Genomic DNA, 17,958 nt, shown 5'->3' on the forward strand with positions numbered 1-17,958 from the left:
GATGGAGCAGTCTGGTAGCTCGTCGGGCTCATAACCCGAAGGTCGTAGGTTCAAATCCTGCTCCCGCAACCACCTTCAGATAAAGGCCACTCAATCGAGTGGCCTTTTTCGTTTCCGGCTATTGATCTTCCTCAGCTTCGCTTAAGCCAGACCGGCCTATCCTTGGAGTACCTGCCGCAGATGCAGGACATTGACCGAGGAAGCCTGTATGAACTGGAAGAACACCCCACCACGCTATGGAAGCCTGTCCATTGGCCTGCACTGGCTGATGCTGATCCTGATCGCCGCCGTTTACGCCTGCATCGAACTCAAGGGCAATTTCCCCAAGGGCAGCGACACCCGTGAGCTGCTCAAGCAATGGCACTTCATGCTTGGCCTGAGCGTATTCGCTCTGGTCTGGCTGCGTTTGCTGGCACGCGCCCTCAGCCCTACTCCGGCCATCGAGCCCGCACCACCGAGCTGGCAGCACCTGATCGCCAAGCTGATGCACCTGGCGCTGTACGCCCTGATGATTGGCGCGCCACTGGCCGGCTGGCTGATCCTCAGCGCCGCCGGCAAGCCCATCCCCTTCTTCGGCCTGGAGCTGCCGGCGCTGATCGGCCCGGACAAGGCACTGGCCGGACAAATCAAGGAACTGCACGAGCTGGCGGGCAGCGCCGGCTACTGGCTGATCGGCCTGCACGCGGTCGCCGGGCTGTATCACCATTACGTCGTACGCGATAACACCCTGACGCGCATGCTGCCCGGGCGTAATTGAGGTGAAAGCGCCTCTGGTCAAGTGCCCGATCCGCCGCTAGAATTGCGCACTTTTTGATCAGAGGCGCCCACAAGGCGCCCGTTAGAGGTTAGCCCGCATGTCCACCGCCACCCCGAAAGTCGGCTTCGTCTCGCTCGGATGCCCGAAAGCGACCGTCGACTCCGAACGCATCCTGACCCAACTGCGCATGGAAGGTTACGAGATCGTACCGACCTACCAGGATGCCGACGTGGTGGTGGTCAACACCTGTGGCTTCATCGACAGCGCCAAGGCCGAGTCGCTGGACGCCATCGGCGAAGCCCTGGCGGAAAACGGCAAGGTGATCGTCACCGGCTGCATGGGCGTGGCCGAAGACAGCATCCGCGACGTGCACCCGAGCGTGCTGGCCGTCACCGGCCCGCAGCAGTACGAGCAAGTGGTCAATGCGGTGCACGAGGTCATCCCGCCTAAGACCGAGCACAACCCGCTGATCGATCTGGTGCCGCCGCAGGGCATCAAGCTCACGCCGCGTCACTACGCTTATTTGAAGATTTCCGAAGGCTGCAACCATACCTGCAGCTTCTGCATCATCCCGTCCATGCGCGGCAAGCTGGTCAGCCGCCCGGTGGGCGATGTGCTCAGCGAAGCCGAGCGTCTGGTCAAGGCCGGCGTGAAAGAACTGCTGGTGATTAGCCAGGACACCAGCGCCTATGGCGTCGATCTCAAGTACAAGCTGGACTTCTGGAACGGCCAGCCGGTGAAGACGCGCATGCTCGAACTGTGCGAAGCGCTGTCCTCCATGGGCGTGTGGGTGCGCCTGCACTACGTCTACCCGTACCCCAACGTCGACGACGTGATCCCGCTGATGGCGGCTGGCAAGCTGCTGCCGTATCTGGACATTCCCTTCCAGCACGCCAGCCCGAAAGTGCTCAAGTCGATGAAGCGCCCAGCCTTCGAAGATAAGACCCTGGCACGCATCAAGAAGTGGCGCGAGATCTGCCCGGAGCTGACCATTCGCTCCACCTTCATCGTCGGCTTCCCCGGCGAGACCGAAGAAGACTTCCAGTACCTGCTGGACTGGCTGACCGAAGCGCAGCTCGACCGCGTTGGCTGCTTCCAGTACTCGCCAGTAGAAGGCGCCCCCGCCAATGACCTGGGCCTGGACGTGGTGCCTGACGACGTCAAGCAGGAGCGTTGGGAGCGCTTCATGGCGCACCAGCAGGCGATCAGCTCCGCGCGCCTGCAGGCCAAGATCGGCCTGGAGATGGACGTGCTGATCGACGAAGTGGACGGCGAAGGCGCCGTGGCTCGCTCCTGGGCCGACGCCCCGGAGATTGACGGCAGCGTGTTCATCGACTCCACCAACGTCAAGCCGGGCGACAAGGTGCGCGTGCGCATCGTCGATGCCGACGAGTACGATATGTGGGGCGAGCTGGTCTGATCCAACGCCCGCCTGAAGAGCCCCGCCGCACCAGACTGTGTGAAAACTACTGCGCTCGGCCATGCTGCGTTAAAAAACGGCTCAAAATGCTCATTTACAGCTCGTAAACTGCGCTTTTTCGCCGCTTTTTGCCTTGCCTGACCTTCGCTCGCTACGTTTTCACACGGTCTGTGTACGCGGGGCTTTTTCTTTCCGGCCACCCCGGCGCCTTGCCGGTACAATGCCCTTCTTTTTATCGAGCACCACCATGAGCGAACCCACCCGCCTGTCCAAACGCGTCATCGAACTCTTCGGCTGCTCGCGCCGCGAGGCCGATCTGTACATCACTGGCGGCTGGGTGACGGTGGACGGCCAGGTAGTCGAGGCGCCGCAGTTCAAGGTCGAGGATCAGCGTGTCGAGCTGCACCCCGATGCCACGCTTGAAGCGGTAGAGCCCGTGACGCTGCTGGTGCACTGCCCGGCGGGCACCAGCGCCGCACAGTTGCAGCATCTGCTGATGCGCGAGCACCACTGGGAAGAAGACCCGCACGCGCAGCGCATCCTGCATGGCCATTTCCTGCGCCAGGAGCAGAGCCTGCCGCTGCAGAACGGCGCCAGCGGCCTGGTGATCCTCAGCCAGGACTGGCGCGCCCAGCGCAAGCTGCGCGAGGACGGCACCAAGCTGGAGCAGGAGTATCTGGTCGATGTCACCGGCGAGCTGCCGGCCAGCATCTTCGAACGGCTGAAGAAGGGCCTGATCCACAAGGGCACGCAGTTTCCGCCGTGCAAGGCCAGTTGGCAGAGCGAGCAGCGCCTGCGCTTCGCCCTGAAGAACCCCGCTCCCGATCTGCTGCAACAGCTCTGCAAGGCGCTGGGCCTGCACATCAAGGCGATGAGGCGCATCCGTGTCGGCGGCGTGCCGATGGCCAAACTGCCAGCCGGACAGTGGCGCTACCTGGGCGAGAAGGAACGCTTCTGAAGCAGGGCTGTAGTAGGCTAAGCCTCTAAATGCCTTAGCCGTAGGGCGGGTGCAACCCGCCATAGCCTATCCGCCGGGTTGTACCCGCCCTACACGCTATCCGCACAGGAGCCCCCATGCGTACGCTGTTACTCACTGCCCTGCTCGCGCTCAGCCTGCCCGGCTTCGCTGCGCCTGCGCCCTTCTTTCTCTGGCAGAGCAAGATCGATGGCCACCTGACCTGCGCCCAGACCAGCCCAGGCGACGGCTGGGAGCGTTTTACCGGTCCCTTCCGCGACGCCGGCTGCCGGGAAGCGTACGACGCTCCGGTCAACCGTCGCTAAGCAGGTCAGCATGCAGCATCAGGTTTCCCCAGTCGGTATCGTCCGTTCCTGCTTCAAGGAAAAATTCGCCATCCCCCGTCAGCCACACCTGGCTCCCGCCGCACGCGGCGTGCTGGAACTGCTGCCGCCGTTCGATCAGGGCGAAGCCGTGCAGGGCCTGGAACAGGTCAGCCACGTCTGGTTGCTGTTCCTTTTCCACCAGGCACTGGAAGACAAGCCACGCCTGAAGGTGCGCCCGCCGCGTCTGGGCGGTAACCAATCCGTCGGCGTATTCAGCACCCGTGCCACCCATCGTCCCAACGGCATCGGCCAGTCGGTGGTACGCCTGGAACGCGTGGAACCAGGCCGTCTGCATCTGTCGGGCATCGACCTGCTCGATGGCACCCCGGTGCTCGACATCAAGCCCTACGTGCCTTACGCCGACAGCGTGGCGGATGCGCACAACGGCATGGCTGACGCACCGCCGCCGCTTATTCCGGTGGACTGGCAGGACGACGCCCTGGCAGCCGCTCGACGCCACGGACAGCGTCTGGGTGAACCCCTGGTGGCGCTGATCGAACAGTGTCTGGCGCAGGATCCGCGCCCGGCTTATCAGCAACCACAACCCGAACGGCGCTATGGCGCGCGCTTCTGGGATCTCGACGTGCACTGGCATTACCCGGAGCCGGGGTGTATTCGCGTGCTGGATGTGCAGATGGCGGGTCGCGGCTGAAGCCCCTCCCACAGAGTTCTGATTGCGTGGGAGGGGCTTCAGCCGCGACCAGAAAAACGCATGAGGTGTCATTTCGGCCGGCAATGATGCCTGCTTTCCCGACAGCCAGCCTCTAGGGTGAAGGCCTCATCACTCAACGAGGCCATTGCATGCATCCCTACTTTTCCCTTGCCGGGCGCATCGCCCTGGTCACCGGTGGCACCCGTGGCATCGGCCTGATGATCGCCAAGGCCTTCGTCGAAGCCGGCGCCCACGTCTATGTCTGCGCCCGTGATGGCGAAGCCTGCGCGCAGACTGCCGCCGAACTATCAGCCCTGGGCCAGTGCACCGGGATGGCCGCCAACCTCTCCAGCGAGGAAGGCGTACAGGCACTGGCTGCCGAACTGAACAGACGCATCGACAAGCTGGATATTCTGGTCAACAACGCCGGCACCACCTGGGGTGCGCCGCTGGAAAGTTACCCGGCCAAGGGCTTCGAAAAAGTCATGCAGCTCAACGTCACCTCGGTGTTCGGTTGCATCCAGCAACTGCTGCCGCTGCTGCGCAAGGCTGGTTCGGCGGACTGCCCGGCGCGAGTGATCAACATCGGTTCGGTGGCCGGCATCAGCGCCATGGGCGAACAGGCCTACGCCTATGGCCCGAGCAAAGCCGCGCTGCACCAGCTGTCACGCATGCTGGCCAAGGAGCTGGTGGGTGAGCACATCAACGTCAACGTGATCGCGCCAGGGCGCTTCCCGAGCAAGATGACCCGCTTCATCGCCGAGGATGAAGCCGCGCTGGCCGCCGATACGGCGGTGATCCCGATGAAGCGCTGGGGCCGTGAAGAGGAAATGGCCGCACTGGCGCTGAGCCTGGCGGGCAGCGCCGGTGCCTACATGACCGGCGCCATCATCCCCATCGACGGGGGCTTCCACCTGGGCTGAGGATCAGGTGCGGAACTGCCGCACCAGGCCCTGCAACTCGCCACCCAGACGGGCCAGTTCGGCGCTGGACGCCGCCGTCTGCTGGCTGGCCGCTGCGCTCTGCTCACCGATGTCGCGCACGCGTGTCACGCTCTCGTTGATCGCCTCGGCCACCGCACTCTGCTCCTCGGCAGCCGCAGCGATCTGCTGGTTCATCTGCTCGATGGTGCTGACGGCCTGGGTGATACGGCCCAGCGCATCCCCCGCCTGCCCGGCCAGCTCGACGGTACGCCGGGTCAGCTCGCGGCTGCTGTCCATCTGCTGCACCGCGCCTTTGGCCATGCGCTGCAAGCCCGCGATCAGGCCCTCGATTTCTTCGGTGCTGTCCTGGGCACGCTTGGCCAGTGCCCGCACCTCATCGGCGACGACGGCGAAACCACGCCCCTGCTCGCCGGCTCGCGCCGCTTCGATGGCGGCATTGAGGGCGAGCAGGTTGGTCTGTTCGGCGACGCCGCGAATCACCTCCAACACACTGCTGATGCGACCACTCTCGCGATCCAGCGCGGCAATGGCTTCGGCTGACTGCTCCACCTCGGCCGCCAGACTGTCGACCTGATCCACCGCCTGCTGCACGACGCGATTGCCCTGCTGCGCCTCACGGTCGGCATCCTGCGCGGCGTGCGAGGCCATCTCGGCGTTCTGCGCCACCTCCTGCACGGTGGCGGCCATCTGGTGCATGGCGGTGGCGGTCTGCTCGGTTTCCAGTTTCTGCGTCTGCACCCCGGCACTGGTCTGCGCAGTGATGGTGGACAGCTGCTCGGCGGCGGCGGCGATCTGCCCAACACCACCGCCGATACGCCCGACCAGCGTACGCAGGCTGCTGGTCATGCCCTGCATGGCAGCGAGCAATTGCCCCAGCTCATCGCGGCGGTTCTGCGGAATGTCCTGGCTGAGGTCGCCGGCGGCGATGCGCTCGGCAAAACCCACGGTCTGGCGCAAGGGCACGACGATCAGGCGGGTGATCAGCAGCGCCGCGCAGAGGCCGAGCACGATAGCCGCCGCGCCCATTACCCCGAGCATCAGTTGCGCGCGGTGACTATCGGCGATCATGGCCTCATCGGCGCTGGTCTGAGCGGCCTTGGCCAGGCTGATGACCGAACGCGCACGCTCGATCATGGCGCTTTCCGTCGATTTGTTCTGCTCACGCAACTGCTGGTAGTACTGGAAGGAGCGCTGATAGACCGTCAGTGCCTGCAAGGCTTTTTCGATCGAGGCTTTCTGTTCGTCGTTCAGCCAGACCATCAGGCTGCGCGCCACGGTCTGCAGGTCTTCGCTGATGTAGTTCCACTCTTCCAGGGCCTCGGCCGAGCCATCGATGATGTACAGGTTCTCCTGGCTGCGCAGGTCGAGCATGCGCTTGCTCAGGCCGGATGCGGTCTCGGCCAGGGTGAGCGGATCGCTGCCACGCAGTCGGTCGCCCTGCAGGCGCAGCTCGCGGACGGCGTCGTACATGTCCAGTTCGATCACCTCGAATTGATCGCGCGTTTCCCCCGCTGCGGTGCTCATGTCCTGACGGGCCGAACGCGCCTTGTCCTGCAGGTCGACATAGCTGTCGAACTGCTTCATGTACTCAGCAACGGCCTGCTGCATGGTACGGATGCGCTCGCCATCGGCCAGGCCGGCGGCCTGCCCGAATTGCTCCAGGGAGGCCAGCACCTTGTTCAGGCTTTCGCGCACTCGCGCCGCGCTCTCAGGGGTCTGCTCGATGGCGAAGTTGCGCTCCAGACGGCGAGCCTGAAGCACCTCCATATTGATCTCGGCCAACTCCCCTACCTGTTTATGACCGAGGAGGACGGCTTGCACGGCGAGAAAACCGATACCCGTCATCGCCGCTGTCAGCAGCAACACCAGGCCAAAGCCACAGATCAGTTTCTTGCCAACGGAAAGGTTGGCCAACAGGCGTCCGGCAGATTCGAACATAAGGCACTCCAGGATTCTTCTTATTCGAACGCGCTCTTGGGCGCGACTTGACCGGTAAACAAGGCAACCCCTGTGCCAGGCCCAGGCTGGCCAGAACAGGTGCTCCTCGCAGCTGCGCTGGCCTTGCCAGCGATAGCCTGGCTACGTGAAGGCTATCGGCAGCGAAGCCCCAGTGCTTGATGCAGGCATTTGGCCAGAGAGGTTCAGGAACTATAGACCGTATCGGGCGCTCGCCCAGAAGCAACGGCAATAATCCGCTCAAACCGGGCGCCGCACTGGCGGTTTGCCGCCAGCTCCTCATCAAACGCAAAAGGCGCAGCCGAAGCTGCGCCTTGAGCGGACATGCATTACGGCTCAGCGACTGACCAGAACGCTCACCACGCGTGGCCGCGCCAGCTCACCGACAATTGCCAGCAGGCCCATGGCGCCGGCTATCCAGTACCACTGCGCCACCGGGTCGAACATCAGCCAGCCCAGCGCATGGAGGAACACCACCAGGATCAGCACCGGGCTGACATAACGCACCATGAACAGCCACAGGGCATAGCCGGCCGGCGGCAGGTTCAGTTCTTCGCGCAGGATGTCGCAGCGCAGTGCATACCCAGCCAGCACCACCATGAAGATGCCCCCGAGCGGCATCATCCAGCGCGAGGTCAGGTAATCGAGCCAGTCGAAGAAGTTCTTGCCCAGCGGCGTCCAGCCCGCCAGCAGGTTGAACGACAGCATGGCCAGCAGGCTGATCACCAGCAGCACCGCGCCAGCACCGATTGCCGCGCGCAAACGGCTGATGCCGTGCTTCTCGTTCAGGTAGGCCACGGTGGCTTCGATCATGGAGATCGCCGAGGTCAGCGCGGCGATGGATACCATGGCGAAGAACAGCACGCCGAACACCGTGCCGAACGGCATCTGCTGGAAGGCCAATGGCAGGCTCATGAAGATCAGCCCCGGCCCGGCACTCGGGCTCATGCCGTTGGCGAAGATGATCGGGAAGATCGCCAGGCCGGCGAGCAGCGCCACCAGGGTGTCGCAGATGGCGACCATGAAGGTGGTGCGGGCGATGGACTGGCCATCCGGCAGGTAGGAGCCGTAGGTGAGAATGGCGCCCGAGGCCAGGCTCAGGGTGAAGAAGGCGTGACCCAGTGCCGCCAACAGTGCTTCGCCGGTGATCTTCGAGGCATCGAAGTGGAAGAGGAAACCGAAGCCTGCACTGAAACTACCGCTGGTGAAGGCATAGCCGACCAGCGCGACAAGCATCAGGGCCAGGCCCGGCATCATCCAGCGCACTGCGTTCTCGATGCCCTGCTGCACACCCTTGGCCACGATCCACAAGGTCAGCAACGCCACCAGCACGCTCCAGCCGCCCAGTTGCCAGGGGTTGGCGTTGTGCGCCTCGAACACTCCACCGAGCGCTTCGACGCTGGTGGCGGCCAGCGAGCCGTCGAGCATCTTCCACGTATAGGCGAAGGCCCAACCGGCAACGACCACGTAGAAGCACAGGATCATGAAACCGGCGAGCATGGCCATCCCGCCGACCGCCTTCCACAGCGGGTTGCCGCCATTCTCGCGCACCACCCGGCCGATGGCATCGATGGGACTGCCACGGCCACGGCGGCCGATGGCGATCTCGGTCATCATCACCGGAATACCGATGGCCAGGATGCACGCCAGGTACATCAGCACGAAGGCGCCGCCGCCGTACTCGCCGGTGATGTAGGGGAATTTCCAGATATTGCCCAGGCCGACGGCCGAGCCGGTTGCAGCGAGGATGAAACCCCAGCGCGAGAGCCAGAGGTTCTTGGGTTTTTCACGGGTCATGCGTCACCTGTTTGTTTTTATCTGTGACGGAATCGAACCCGCCGCACTTGTGGCGCAGCGGAATGCAAGGCTTGGATGAAGCCGAAGGTGTCACTGAGCGTCGGCTTGTACCTCCGGTGCGGCCAGTCGGAAGGCCTCCAGGGGTTCACAGCGCGCCGCCATGGCGACAATGCGTGGGTACGCGGCAAGGTCACAGTTAAAACGGCGCGCATTATACAGCTGCGGGATCAGGCAGGCCTCCAGATATCCAGGCCGCTCGCCAAGAGAGAGACGCCCGTCGAATACGGCCAAGCCCTCCTCCACGGCGGTCAGACCGAGCGCGACCCAGTGCCGGTACCAGGCGTTCTTCGCCTCGTCGGAGACGCCCAGTTCAGAGGACAGGTACTGCAGCACGCGCAGGTTGTTCAACGGGTGCACGTCGCAGGCGATATGCAGCGCCAGCGCCCGCACCTGCGCACGCTCGGCCGGATCACCCGGCAACAGCGCCGGCACCGGGAAGATTTCTTCGAGGTATTCGATGATCGCCAGTGACTGGGCGATGCGTACGCCGCCGTTTTCCTCGTCCACCAGCAGCGGCAGCAGGCCCTGCGGGTTCAGCGAGCGGTAGTCGGCGCCGTACTGCTGGCCGCCATCCTTGACCAGATGCACCGGCACCTGCTGGTAAGCCAGGCCCTTGAGGTTGAGGGCGATACGCACACGATAGGCGGCGCTGGAGCGCCAGTATCCGTAGAGCTTCAGCATCGATCATCCCCCGTAGCCCGGATGCAATCCGGGGCTGGCCTGGAAATTTCCCGGATTTCATCCGGGCTACTCATATTTCTCCACCACCTGGTCGATGGCACCGAAGATGCTCTGGCCAGACGCATCGAACATCTCGATGCGCACCCGGTCGCCGAACTTGAGGAACGGCGTCTTCGCCTCGCCCGACTCGACGATCTCCAGCATGCGTTTCTCTGCCAGGCAGCTGGAGCCGGCGCTACGGTCGTAGTTGGAGACCGTGCCCGAACCGATGATGGTGCCGGCGCCCAGCAGCCGGGTCTTGGCCGCGTGGGCCACCAGGGTCGGGAAGTTGAAAGTCATGTCCACACCGGCATCCGGCTGGCCGAATAGCGCGCCGTTGATCTGCGACACCAGCGGCCGGTGCACCTTGCCGTCCTTCCAGCTCTCGCCCAGTTCGTCCGGGGTGATGGCCACCGGGGAGAAGCTCGACGACGGCTTGCTCTGGTAGAAACCAAAGCCCTTGGCCAACTCGCCAGGGATCAGGTTGCGCAGCGACACGTCGTTGACCAGCATCAGCAGGCGGATATGCCCGGCCGCTTCGGCTGACGTGGCGCCCATCGGCACGTCGTCGGTGATCACCGCCAGCTCGGCTTCCAGATCGATGCCCCAGGCTTCGTCTGCCAGGCGGATCGGACTGTGCGGCGGGATGAAGGCATCGGCGCCGCCCTGGTACATCAGCGGGTCATGCCAGAAGCTTTCCGGCATCTCGGCGCCGCGCGCCTTGCGCACCAGTTCGACGTGGTTGACGTAGGCGCTGCCGTCGGCCCAGTGATAGGCACGTGGTAAGGGGCTGTGACAGGCCGCCTCGTCAAAGACGAAGGCGCCCTCCTCTAGGCCGTCGTTGAGGCGCTGGTAGACCGCCTCCAGTTTCGGCCGTGCGACGGCCCAGTCGTCCAGCGCGGACTGCAGGGTGGCGGCGATTTTCGGCACGCGCACGGCGCGGCTCAGGTCGCGGGAAACGACGATCAGCACGCCATCGCGGCCTTGATTCAGTGATGCGAGTTTCATGGTTCCTACCTATTCGTCTGTTCGCGTGCGGGCTGTTCTCCCCTCTCCCACTTGTGGGAGAGGGGCCGGGGGAGAGGGAACGATTGGTGCCCACCCTTAAGCTTGTGTACCCGGCGCACGCCAGGAATTGACGTACTCGGCAACGTCCACCGCAGCAGCAGCATCGCCCACTTCCAGGGCGCGGCGGGTATCGATCATCACCGCCACCTCGTCAATGAAGGTGGCCGGATCTTCCTGGCTCTTCTTCAGCGCCTTGGGGTGCGGCCCATGGGGGAAACCGCACGGGTGCAGGGTGACCATGCCCTGCTCGATGTTGTCGCGGCTGAAGAAGTTGCCACGGTGGTAGAACAGCACTTCGTCGTAGTCGTCGTTGTTATGGAAGAACGGCACCTTGAGCGCGCCGGGGTCGGACTCCACCGGGCGCGGGGTGAAGGTGCAGATCACGAATCCGTTGGCTACGAAGGTGGTGTGTACCGACGGCGGCAGGTGGTAGCGATGGCTGACCAACGGACGAATGTCACGCCAGTTCAGGCGCACCACGGTGTTGTCGCCATGCCAGCCGACCACATCCAGCGGGTTGTAGGGGTAGGTCACGGTGCTGATCTGGCCGCGCCGCTTGATGCGGATCTGCCAGGTGTTCTCGTCCTGCTGCGCCTTGAAGGCGTCATCGATATGCGGGTGTTCCAGCACCGCCAGGTCGAAGATCGCCTGCGGGCCGAGCAGGCCCCTGTCCGGCAACTGATAAGCGCCGTCGGTGTTCTCGATCAGCAGGAAGTAGCTCGGCGTACTGGCCTCGATACGCCAGGCGGTGCCGCGGGGGATCAGCAGGTAGTCGCCGTCGCGGTATTCCAGATGGCCGAAGTCGCAATAGAAATGCCCGCTGCCTTCATGCACGAACAGCAGCTCGTCGCCATCGGCATTGCGCATCAGATGGCGCATGGCGCCGTGAGTGCGCCATACGCGCAGCTTGACGTCGGCGTTGTGCAGGGTCAGCGGCGCCGCCAGCGGGCAGTCGCGCTCGCTGGGGATGTCGTTGAAGTTGAAGGCATGCGGGCGCAGCGGGCCTTCCCAGTCGATCCAGCCGGTGGGCGGATGCTTGTGGTGAAGATGCGCGGTGGGGCCGAAGAAGCCCTCACGGCCCATCTCGCGCTCGTAGGTGCCCTGCGGCAGATCGCAGTGCGCCTGACGCGAGCACTCGCCTTCACGTAGGGGAAAGCGGATCCATTGACGGCTCATGGCATCACTCCTCGGAGATCACACCGCGACGCAGTTGGTCTTCTTCGATCGACTCGAACAGGGCCTTGAAGTTGCCCTCGCCAAAACCCTGATTGCCCTTGCGCTGGATGATCTCGAAGAAGATCGGGCCAATTACCGTGTTGGTGAAGATCTGCAGCAGGATGCCGTCATCGCCAGGCGCGCCATCGATCAGGATGTTCAGTTCGCGCAGCACATCGGTCGGCTCGCCATGCCCAGCGACGCGGCTATCGACCTTCTCGTAGTAGGTGTCCGGGGTGGTCATGAAGTCCACGCCGTTGGCGCGCAACTGGCGCACGGTGGCGTAGATGTCGTCGGTGGACAAGGCAATATGCTGGATGCCTTCACCGTGGTACTCGCGGATGAATTCCTCGATCTGCGACTTGTCATCGGCCGACTCGTTGATCGGAATGCGGATCTTGCCGCACGGCGCGGTCATTGCGCGGGAGAACAGCCCGGTGAGCTTGCCTTCGATATCGAAGTAGCGAATCTCGCGGAAGTTGGCGATGCGCTCGTAGAAGCCTGACCAGACGTCCATCTGCCCACGGCGCACGTTGTGGGTCAGGTGGTCGATGCATTGCAGGCCGACGGAGTTGTCATTAGCGCTGCGGCCTGCGATGTACTCGAAGTCGACGTCATAGATGCTCTTGTCACCATAGCGGTCGACCAGATACAGCAGCGAGCCGCCGATGCCCTCGACGCAGGGAATGTTCAGCTCGCCAAAGTTGGCATGGCTGCCCACCAGCGTGGCGCCCTGCTGCTCGACGTAGGCGGCTGCCTGGGCGGCATTCTTGACCCGGAAGGCCATGGCGCAGGCGCTGGGCCCATGCTTCTCGCCGAAGGCGCGCACATGGCCGGTAGGGCTGCCGTTGAGCACGATGTTGATGTCGTTCTGCTGGAACAGCCACACCTCTTTGGAGCGGTGCTTGGCGGTTTCGGTGAAGCCCATGGCGGTGAACAACTGGCGCAGTTGCTCGATACCTTCGGCACTCGGTGCGGTGAATTCGACGAACTCGAAACCGTCGGTTCCGATGGGGTTGTGCTGCTCGATCTTGGCCACGGCGGTCATCTCGCCTCCTGATTGTCATTGTTATGGCAGCCGCACGAATGCGTTGCGGACAACCTCATGACAACCGAGCGCAGAAGCACACTCAAGATGGCTTGCGACACCCTGCCACAGCCGCCGAGGCCAGCAGTGGCAATTTTTATTTACACCCACCGGTAAGCTACTGGTTGGTGATGACTAATCCGACCAACCGTAAAATTTTCCTTACATCATGGTTGATCGACTTACCACACTCCCTCACGCCGGGCGTTCGAAACCGTAAGCCCGCTCGACCTTGGCAACCCGGGTGGTGAAAGCGGCATACCAGTCGGCGCGCCCCTGTTCGCGAACGGCACTGTGCACGGCATGCTCGCGCCAGGCGCGAATGGCCTCCTCGCTCTGCCAATAGGACAGGGTGATGCCCAGGCCATCACTGCGCGCCGACTCCACGCCGAGAAAGCCCGGCTGCCGCGCGGCCAGCTCCAGCATGCGCTGCGCCGCCTCGGCGTAGCCGGCATCGACCTCGGTGCGTACCGAGGTGAACATCACCACGTAATAAGGTGGCTTGGGCGTTGCGGCAATCACGCCACCGCTTCCTGCTGCGCTTCATGCACCGATTGCACCGCGCAGGCACCGACCAGGCCGGCGACCACCGGCGGCAGGCGCCCTTCCAGCGCAGCGCGCTCGGGCTGGAACAGAGTGGCGATGAAGAAGGGATGGTCGTCCAGCTCGATGGCACGCACGGCACCCGCCTCGTCATGCCCGGAAGCCTTCAGCGCCTGGGCCATCAGCGGCTCGACGAAGGCATCGTCGAGGCCATAGCGGCACAGGTACTGCTCGCTGATCTCGCGTACCCCGTACAGCTCGGCGATACGCGAGCCCGATACCAGGTGCACGCGCTCGCTGACATCCTGCAGGGCACAGGCCAGCGGCGCGATCAGCGGCGTTTGCGCCTGAGGCGACAGCTCGGCATGTTCGGCATCCGTCCACCCCAGCTGATTGCGGGCGTATTCCAGCAGCGCATGCTGGAAGCCACCACAGGTGCCCAGAAAGGGAACGCCCTGCTCGCGGGCAAAACGGATCGCGCGCAGCGCACCCTCGGTGGCGACGTAGGGGCTGCCCGGCACGCACCAGATACCGTCATAGGCCAGCAAGGTCGCGTCATCGAGAATGCGCTCCGTGGCCAGCCAGTCGTATTCGACCGCGACCCCCAGCGCTTCCCCAGCCAGGCGCAGCGCCTCGGGAATGGCACGGTGTGCGGTGATGGCTGCACTGTAGTCGCCCACCAGGGCGACCTTGACTCGACACTTGCTGTACATGATTTTGCCCCTCTTGCATGGCGGTCTGCCTGGCACTATAAGATGGCGCTCGCGCAATAATAATTGGCGTACTGACAAGCAGAGATTGCAGCCGTGCAATATCAGATCGATCACACCGACCTTTCCCTGGTACTCGCCCTGGTGCGCGGCCGCTCACTGGCACGGGCGGCCGAGCTGCTCCAGGTAGACGTTTCCACGGTATTTCGCGCCGTGCGCCGCCTCGAAGCCGCCCTGGGCGTGGCGCTGTTCGAGAAAAGCCGGCGCGGCTACGAGCCGAGTGAAACGGCGCGGGCCCTGGCCGAACAGGCCGAACGCGCCGAACAGGCGCTGGATGCCGCACGCGTGGCGCTGGAACAAGGCAAGCAGGTGGTCAGCGGCACGGTGCGCCTGACCTGCACCGACGCGGTGCTGAGCAGCCTGCTGCTGCCGGCGCTGGCGCGCTTCATGCCCAACTATCCGGCGTTGTCGCTGGAAGTGGTCACCTCCAACGACTTCGCCAACCTCAGCCGGCGTGACGCCGACCTGGCCCTGCGCCTGACCAACCAGCCGCCGGAGCATCTGGTCGGCCGCCGCCTGGCCAAGGTGTCCTACGTGGTGTGCGCGCGTGACGATGGCCAGGATCGCAGCGACCTGGCGCGACAGAGCTGGATCGCCCCGGATGAGTCAATGCCGGATCACGCCACGGTGCTCTGGCGTCTGCATGATCTGCCGGGGGTCATGCCCAGCTACCGCTGCAGCAGCATGTACGCCGTGGCGCAACTGACCCGCGCTGGGCTCGGCGTGGCCGCCCTGCCCGACTTCATCCTGCGCAGCCAGCCGGACCTACGTGCGCTGAGCGCCCCCTTGCCCGGCTGCGACACCGAACTCTGGCTGCTGACCCGCCCCGACTGCCGCCCCCTGCGCTCGGTGCAGACCCTGTTCGAGGAATTGAGCGAAGCCTTGATGAGCAACGGCTGAGGCAAAGCGTTGCCCACGAATCCGTAGAGCGGATGCAACCCGTCACTCATTTATGGCGGGTTGCACCCGCCCTACACTGAACTCCCACAGGCGCGGAGCAACCTGTCATGCCGCGTAGGGGGGCTTTAGCCGCGACAGGCCAGAAGGTTCTGTAGCCCGGATGCAATCCGGGGGCATGGGTTGCGCAAAAGCGCATAGCGCTCCTAACGGGCAGGGGCGTAGAACCGTAGGGCGGGTGCAACCCGCCACCCATTTGTGGCGGGTTGCACCCGCCCTACAACACTGCGCGGCATTCCGCTTCAGCCGCGATGAATAGGCACGTCACACCTGCTGCAAATGCCCATACAGCTTGGCGTACAGGCCGCCCTCGGCGATCAGTTGCTGGTGGTCGCCATCCTCTGCCACGCTGCCGCCATCGAACACCAGCACACGGTCGGCCTGTTTCACCGCGCTCAGGCGGTGGGCGATGATCAGCGTGGTGCGCCCTTCGAGGAACTGCGCCAGCGCCTGATGCAGGGCGTATTCGGTGGCCGCATCCAGCGCCGACGTCGCTTCGTCGAGAATCACCACCTTGGGCTCGGCCAGCACCATGCGGGCGATGGCCAGGCGCTGACGCTGGCCGCCAGACAGGCGCACGCCGCTGCGCCCGACCACGCTGTCCAGCCCGTGCGGCAGCGAAGCGATGGTGTCGTACAGCTGGGCGATGCGCAGCGCCTGCCAGCAGGCTTCATCGCTGCGCTCACGGCCCATGGTCAGGTTGGCGCGCACCGTGTCGTTGAACAGCGCCGGATGCTGCAACACCACCGCGACGTTGTCGCGCACGCCATCCAGGCCGATTTCCTCCAGGCTGCTGCCACCGAAGCGGATGGTGCCGGCCTGCGCCGTGTACAGCCCCAACAGCAATTGCACCAGGGTGCTCTTGCCGCCGCCGGAGGCACCGACGATGGCCACCTTCTCGCCCGGCGCGATGGACAGGTCGAGGCGATCGAGCACCGGCTCGTCGCCATAGGCGAAGGTCAGCCCCTGGATCTCGATGCCAACCGTATCGCGCCCCTTGAACGGATCGACACGGCCGTCGTACTGCGGCTCGTCGCGCCGCGCCAGCAACTCGTTGATGCGCGTCAGCGCGCCACCGGCGGCATAGAAGGCGTACTGCAGATTAAGCAACTGCTCCACCGGGCCGATCATGAACCACAGGTAACTGAACACCGCGAGCATCTGGCCGATGGACAGATCGGAGAACAGTACGGTGAGCATGGCGGCGGCGCGGAACACGTCGATGCCGAACTGGAACAGCAGGCCGCTGGCGCGGTTCGACGCATCGCTCTTCCACTGCGAGGCCACGGCGTAGTCGCGCACCTCCTGCGCACGCGCGCCGAGGCGCCCGAGGAAGTAACCCTGGCGGTTGCCGGCACGCACTTCCTGGATGGCGTCGAGGGTCTCGGTCAGCGCCTGGGTGAAACGCCCGGTGCTGTCGTTCTCCAGCTTTTTAAGGTGCTTGACGCGCTTGCCCAGCTGCACCGTGGCGTAGATCACCAGCGGGTTGAACAGGAGAATCAGCAGCGCCAGCTTCCAGTGCATCCACAGAAGAATGGCCGAGGTGCCCACGAGCGTCAGCATGGCCACCAGGAAGCGGCTCAGGGTGTCGCCGATGAATTTGTCCAGGGTGTCCAGATCGGTGACCAGGTGAGTGGTCACGGTGCCACCGCCGAGGCTTTCGTACTCGCCCAGGGCGATACGCTTGAGCCGCTCGATCAGGCGAATGCGGATACGGTAGACGATGTCCTTCGACAGCCGCGCGAACAGGCGCGCCTGCAGCACGTTGAAGATCAGCGCCGAGCCACGCAGCAACAAAGTCAGCAGCAGCATCAGGCCGATATAACCGGCGGCCGACTGCCAGGCGTCGGGCAGGAAGTGATCCATGACCTTGAGCGCCGAGTCGCCATCGCGCAGCAGCACCTCGTCCACCAGCAGCGGCAACAACAAGGGGATCGGCACACTGCACAAGGTGGCCAGTACGGCGACCAGATTGGCCAGAATCAGTGCCTTGCGATGACGCAGGGCCAGGCGACGGATTTCCGCCCAGCTCAACCGATCAGGCATGCGCCCCCCGCTCCAGCCAGCGCGCCAGCAGCGGCGCCAATACCTCCAGCGGCTGATAGCCGTTGGTCAGCAGGGCCAGTTGACCATCGCGCTCGGCCAGCAAGGTGGGGAAACCGGCGATGCCGAGATCCTGCACCCAGGTGAAATCGGCAGCCGTGGCCTCACGCATGGCCAGGCTGTCGAACGCCTCGGCGAATTCGATACGCGGGATGCCGGCATCCTGCGCCAACTGCGCCAGTTGCGCGCCCTGAGTGACGTCCGCTCCTTCGGTATAGAACGCCTGCTGAATACGCCGGGCCAGCGGCCAGGCGCTCTCGGCATCCAGTTGGCGAGCGGTGACCAGCGCCCGGCAGGCCGGTTCGGTGTCGTAGACCATCCCTTCCGGCAGGCCGCGCTCGAAATCGAAGAATTGCCCGGTGCTGGCATTGACCGCCTGCCAATAGCCCAGATAGCGCACCCGCGCGGCGGCATCGATGGCCACCTGGTCGCGGCGCAGACCGCCAGCCACCAGGTGCATCGGTACGCCGTGGGCAGCCGCCTGCTCGGCCAGCGCCTCCACTACCGGAGCGAACCCCCAGCACCAGGAGCACATCGGATCCATTACATAAAGCAGGCGGCTGGCCAT

General features: G+C 64.4%; 17 protein-coding genes and 1 pseudogene. 7 read left to right on the forward strand and 11 right to left on the reverse strand.

Features of this window, described 5'->3' with window-relative positions:
* The first annotated feature begins 208 nt into the window (after positions 1-208).
* The 6 genes from VC352_RS08775 to VC352_RS08800 all read left to right on the forward strand — a co-directional run bounded on the left by VC352_RS08775 (position 209) and on the right by VC352_RS08800 (position 5,093).
* The gene (locus VC352_RS08775) at positions 209-757 is read left to right on the forward strand and encodes a cytochrome b (protein WP_106733877.1); all 549 of its coding nucleotides are present in this window, start codon (positions 209-211) and stop codon (positions 755-757) included.
* Positions 758-854: 97 nt separating this feature from the next.
* Positions 855-2,177: a 30S ribosomal protein S12 methylthiotransferase RimO gene (gene rimO / locus VC352_RS08780; RefSeq protein ID WP_322979194.1), complete on the forward strand. Its 1,323-nt coding sequence runs from the start codon at positions 855-857 to the stop codon at positions 2,175-2,177.
* 247 nt (positions 2,178-2,424) lie between these two features.
* A complete protein-coding gene (locus VC352_RS08785; protein ID WP_322979195.1) occupies positions 2,425-3,135 on the forward strand; it encodes an RNA pseudouridine synthase in 711 nt (236 codons plus the stop codon).
* Positions 3,136-3,251: 116 nt separating this feature from the next.
* On the forward strand, positions 3,252-3,458 hold the full coding sequence (locus VC352_RS08790; protein ID WP_322979196.1) for a hypothetical protein: 207 nt from the start codon (positions 3,252-3,254) through the stop codon (positions 3,456-3,458).
* A 10-nt stretch (positions 3,459-3,468) separates the two neighbouring features.
* On the forward strand, positions 3,469-4,170 hold the full coding sequence (gene tsaA, locus VC352_RS08795) for a tRNA (N6-threonylcarbamoyladenosine(37)-N6)-methyltransferase TrmO (RefSeq protein WP_322979197.1): 702 nt from the start codon (positions 3,469-3,471) through the stop codon (positions 4,168-4,170).
* Between the two features lie 149 nt (positions 4,171-4,319).
* Positions 4,320-5,093 (forward strand): SDR family oxidoreductase, encoded by a 774-nt coding sequence (locus VC352_RS08800; RefSeq protein ID WP_322979198.1) that lies wholly within the window; start codon positions 4,320-4,322, stop codon positions 5,091-5,093.
* A 3-nt stretch (positions 5,094-5,096) separates the two neighbouring features.
* On the opposite strand, the gene VC352_RS25370 is transcribed toward VC352_RS08800, so the two are convergent.
* The 9 genes and pseudogenes from VC352_RS25370 to VC352_RS08840 form a co-directional block, all read right to left on the reverse strand.
* Entirely contained in the window at positions 5,097-5,969 is an 873-nt protein-coding gene (locus tag VC352_RS25370; RefSeq protein ID WP_416340128.1) for a methyl-accepting chemotaxis protein, read from the reverse strand.
* Positions 5,955-7,052, reverse strand: a pseudogene (locus VC352_RS25375) (HAMP domain-containing protein); the annotation flags it as partial. The pseudogene VC352_RS25375 and the gene VC352_RS25370, both read right to left, overlap by 15 nt.
* A gap of 354 nt (positions 7,053-7,406) precedes the next feature.
* Positions 7,407-8,867 carry a sodium-dependent transporter gene (locus VC352_RS08810; protein ID WP_322979200.1) on the reverse strand — a complete coding sequence of 487 codons (1,461 nt, stop codon included), beginning with the start codon at positions 8,865-8,867 and terminating at the stop codon, positions 7,407-7,409.
* A 90-nt stretch (positions 8,868-8,957) separates the two neighbouring features.
* Positions 8,958-9,608 carry a maleylacetoacetate isomerase gene (maiA, locus tag VC352_RS08815; RefSeq protein WP_322979201.1) on the reverse strand — a complete coding sequence of 217 codons (651 nt, stop codon included), beginning with the start codon at positions 9,606-9,608 and terminating at the stop codon, positions 8,958-8,960.
* Positions 9,609-9,674: 66 nt separating this feature from the next.
* On the reverse strand, positions 9,675-10,655 hold the full coding sequence (locus tag VC352_RS08820; protein WP_322979202.1) for a fumarylacetoacetate hydrolase family protein: 981 nt from the start codon (positions 10,653-10,655) through the stop codon (positions 9,675-9,677).
* A gap of 96 nt (positions 10,656-10,751) precedes the next feature.
* Positions 10,752-11,891 (reverse strand): homogentisate 1,2-dioxygenase, encoded by a 1,140-nt coding sequence (locus VC352_RS08825; protein ID WP_322979203.1) that lies wholly within the window; start codon positions 11,889-11,891, stop codon positions 10,752-10,754.
* A gap of 4 nt (positions 11,892-11,895) precedes the next feature.
* A complete protein-coding gene (hppD, locus tag VC352_RS08830) occupies positions 11,896-12,978 on the reverse strand; it encodes a 4-hydroxyphenylpyruvate dioxygenase (protein ID WP_322979204.1) in 1,083 nt (360 codons plus the stop codon).
* A gap of 234 nt (positions 12,979-13,212) precedes the next feature.
* On the reverse strand, positions 13,213-13,539 hold the full coding sequence (locus VC352_RS08835; protein ID WP_322979205.1) for an antibiotic biosynthesis monooxygenase: 327 nt from the start codon (positions 13,537-13,539) through the stop codon (positions 13,213-13,215).
* Positions 13,536-14,273, reverse strand: coding sequence for a CTP synthase (locus VC352_RS08840; RefSeq protein ID WP_322979206.1), 738 nt, complete (start codon positions 14,271-14,273; stop codon positions 13,536-13,538). The genes VC352_RS08835 and VC352_RS08840 overlap by 4 nt, the downstream gene beginning before the upstream one ends.
* A 93-nt stretch (positions 14,274-14,366) precedes the next feature.
* Here VC352_RS08840 and VC352_RS08845 point away from each other — a divergent pair, with 93 nt between their 5' ends.
* On the forward strand, positions 14,367-15,230 hold the full coding sequence (locus VC352_RS08845) for a LysR family transcriptional regulator (RefSeq protein ID WP_322979207.1): 864 nt from the start codon (positions 14,367-14,369) through the stop codon (positions 15,228-15,230).
* A 321-nt stretch (positions 15,231-15,551) separates the two neighbouring features.
* Here VC352_RS08845 and VC352_RS08850 read toward each other — a convergent pair whose 3' ends face one another.
* Complete coding sequence (locus tag VC352_RS08850; RefSeq protein ID WP_322979208.1) at positions 15,552-17,333, reverse strand: ABC transporter ATP-binding protein; 1,782 nt, start codon at positions 17,331-17,333, stop codon at positions 15,552-15,554.
* Positions 17,326-17,958 carry a DsbA family protein gene (locus VC352_RS08855; protein ID WP_322979209.1) on the reverse strand — a complete coding sequence of 211 codons (633 nt, stop codon included), beginning with the start codon at positions 17,956-17,958 and terminating at the stop codon, positions 17,326-17,328. The genes VC352_RS08850 and VC352_RS08855 overlap by 8 nt, the downstream gene beginning before the upstream one ends.

The sequence above is a fragment of the Pseudomonas sp. C11 genome, assembly GCF_034683865.1.
Lineage (GTDB): Bacteria > Pseudomonadota > Gammaproteobacteria > Pseudomonadales > Pseudomonadaceae > Aquipseudomonas.